A 2,750-nucleotide genomic window follows, 5' to 3' on the forward strand; every position below is an offset into this window, starting at 1 on the left:
AGGATCTCCGGCGCGCGCATGGTCGTGCACTTCGGCCAGGGAGCCCGCCTGGAGCGCGCCCTGGCGGCTTTCATGCTGGACCTCCACACCCGCGAGCATGGCTACATGGAGGTGCTGCCTCCGTTCATGGTGAACTCGCGCACCTTGTTCGGCACCGGGCAGCTGCCGAAGTTCGCCGAAGATCTCTTCCACTGCGACGACAGCGGTCCTTATGAAGGCGAGCTGAAGGACGGCGATCACTGGCTGATTCCGACCTCGGAGGTTCCGATTACGAACCTTTATGCCGGTGAAACGCTGGATGCGGCGCAGTTACCGATCAGCTATACCGCTCATACACCGTGCTTCCGCGCCGAGGCTGGATCGCACGGCCGCGATGTGCGCGGCATGATCCGTCAGCACCAGTTTCAGAAGGTGGAGCTGATCAAGTTCACCACTCCGGAGACCTCACCCGAAGAGCACGAGAAGCTGACCCGTAATGCTGAGACGGTGCTGGAAAGACTGGGACTGCCGTACCGGCGGATGCTGCTGTGCACGGGCGATATGGGTTTCAGCTCCTCGAAAACCTACGACCTTGAGGTTTGGCTGCCGGGACAGCAAACCTACCGCGAGATCAGCTCCTGCTCCAACTGCAGCGACTTCCAGGCGCGGCGTGCCGGCATTCGCTACCGCCCTGCGGGCGCGAAGAAGAGCGAGCTGCTGCACACGCTGAACGGCAGCGGTCTGGCTGTGGGCCGGACGTATCTGGCGATCCTCGAAAACTACCAGCAGGCTGACGGCACCGTGCGCGTGCCTCCGGCGCTGGTGCCTTACATGAATGGCGAAACCGTCATCGGAAAGCAGGTACGCTGATGCGGCTTCTTCGCAACTACATCTTCTGGACCTATGAGCGGGGCAGCCTGCACTACGACATCATGGTCTCGCTCATTCTGCTGTTCCTGTTCATCTCGCCGCACTACATTGACTTCAAGGACCGTCCGCAGGACAACCCGCTGGCGCCGCCGCAGACACTGGTGCAGGAGGACGGCGCGGGGTATGTCTACACGCTTCGGCCACAGGACATCCGTCATGACACGGGTGACCTGGCCGGTGACCTGTTGTATGCAGTTGTCCAATACTCCGGTCCGGTGACGATGGATAGGTATGAGGTTGTGAAGGACGCTCATGGCAAGGTGACCCAGTACAAGGTCTGGGTCCATCGCCCATAACGGCGATGACCTTTCCTGGTTGTATGCATCCAATCATTCTGAGGATTTGTTGAAAGCCTATGCGCTTTGCATTCGTTAAGTTCACTGCCGCGGCCGCTCTTACTCTGGCCGCCTTCTCTGCAAAACCAGCATCAGCTCAGAACGCCGACGTGCAGAAGATCGTGCAGCAGATGGACTCCGCCGCGGCGAAGTTCCAGTCCGCGACAGCCGATCTCCGCTGGGATAACTATGAGCGCGTAGTACGCGAGACCACGACGCAGACCGGCATCATCTTCTTCCAGAAGAAGGGCAACGCGACAGAGATGGGCGCGGTAATTCAGAAGCCTGCGAAGAAGGTGGTTGTATATTCGGCAGGTCTGCTGAAGATGTATGAACCGAACATTGACAGTCTTACGCTCATCGATACCAGCAAAAATCAGGCGCAGGTAGAGAGCTTTCTGACCCTGGGCTTTGGCGGCTCAGGAACGGCGCTGGAGAAGCAGTGGGCAATTACTTCGCAAGGTACGGAGACGATCGATGGTGTCCAGACAGCGAAGCTGGACTTGGTGCCGAAGCAGGAAAGCGTCAAGAACACCTTCACGCACGCCGTCATCTGGGTGGATCCGGCACGCGGCGTTTCACTGAAGCAGCAGTTCTTTACGCCTTCGGGCGACCAGCGCATCAACTTCTACACGAATATCAAGCTGAACGGGAAGGTCGATACCAAGGCCTTCGAGATCAAGACGACGAGCAAGACTACCGTGAAACGTCCTTAGTCTCACTGAGGGACGGATAAGAAAAACCCCGGCACTATGCCGGGGTTTTCGTTTGTTGAGGGACGTCACTTTTTTTGTCTTTCGTAGCGTAGCGGAGAAATCTGCTTTTCTAACCCGGATGTCTCCGCGAGGAAGAGGCAGAAAAGCGGATCCCTACGGATGGCAAAACAAAAACGTTCGAGTCCCTAAATCTGCGAACAAGCCAACGGGCTCAGATAGAGATTCGTGATGTTGCTCACGATCTCTGCATCCGTATTTCCCGGCCGATGCGACAGATCCTTCCATGCCGGATCGGAAGCAAACTTCGACCAGTTGGCAGAGAGTGTCGGCAGATCCGGGAAGGTGAGCATGTAGGTGAGATTCGGTAGTAACGGGCCAGTCAGAGCACTGCCAAAGAAGACCGGAGACAGGCCGGAACGGACGAAGATCTCGATCTCTCCGTTGTTGAACATCTCGATCTTCTTCAGATGGGCTGCATAGCCGGGGCTTTCATACGTACGGAGCTGGAAGATGCGTTTGCCRGGCTTCGGCGCTGTGAGCTTCGGCCAGCCGGTAAAGGCGGAGAAGATGGAGCTTTCTGCGCGGATAAATGCTGGCGTCGCTGCAGGCGCATCCCAGAAGCCCGCGGCCGCCTTGAGAAACTCAGCATCCTTCGTGAGGCGCTGGTCGACGGTAAGCAATGTCTCGGCGGAGTTAGACGGCAGCAGCAAGTAATAGGTGGGTGTCTCTGGTCCGATATCGACTTTGAAGGCGCCGACGGGCGAGATACCCATGCGGTTGAGTGCGGGAA

Annotated in this window: 4 protein-coding genes; 3 read left to right on the plus strand and 1 reads right to left on the minus strand. The window is 57.8% G+C overall.

Annotated features, from left to right (window positions below):
- The 3 genes from serS to AB4043_RS21585 all read left to right on the plus strand — a co-directional run.
- On the plus strand, positions 1-849 hold an 849-nt coding region (serS, locus tag AB4043_RS21575), incomplete at its 5' end, for a serine--tRNA ligase (RefSeq protein ID WP_442308044.1).
- Positions 849-1,205 (plus strand): hypothetical protein, encoded by a 357-nt coding sequence (locus AB4043_RS21580; RefSeq protein ID WP_442300799.1) that lies wholly within the window; start codon positions 849-851, stop codon positions 1,203-1,205. The genes serS and AB4043_RS21580, both read left to right, overlap by 1 nt.
- Before the next feature lie 59 nt (positions 1,206-1,264).
- A complete protein-coding gene (locus tag AB4043_RS21585) occupies positions 1,265-1,960 on the plus strand; it encodes a LolA family protein (RefSeq protein WP_442300800.1) in 696 nt (231 codons plus the stop codon).
- Positions 1,961-2,145: 185 nt separating this feature from the next.
- Here the strand turns inward: AB4043_RS21585 and AB4043_RS21590 are convergent.
- Positions 2,146-2,750 (minus strand): NIPSNAP family protein (locus tag AB4043_RS21590; protein WP_442308045.1); only part of this gene is annotated, 605 nt, incomplete at its 5' end.

Origin of the sequence: Terriglobus sp. YAF25, assembly GCF_052113305.1 — a bacterium.
Lineage (GTDB): Bacteria > Acidobacteriota > Terriglobia > Terriglobales > Acidobacteriaceae > Terriglobus.

Bases quoted from the DNA above. Each gene is read 5' to 3' on its own strand.
- AB4043_RS21580 (WP_442300799.1), top strand. From the start codon at position 849: ATGCGGCTTCTTCGCAACTACATCTTCTGGACCTATGAGCGGGGCAGC.
- AB4043_RS21585 (WP_442300800.1), top strand. From the start codon at position 1,265: ATGCGCTTTGCATTCGTTAAGTTCACTGCCGCGGCCGCTCTTACTCTG.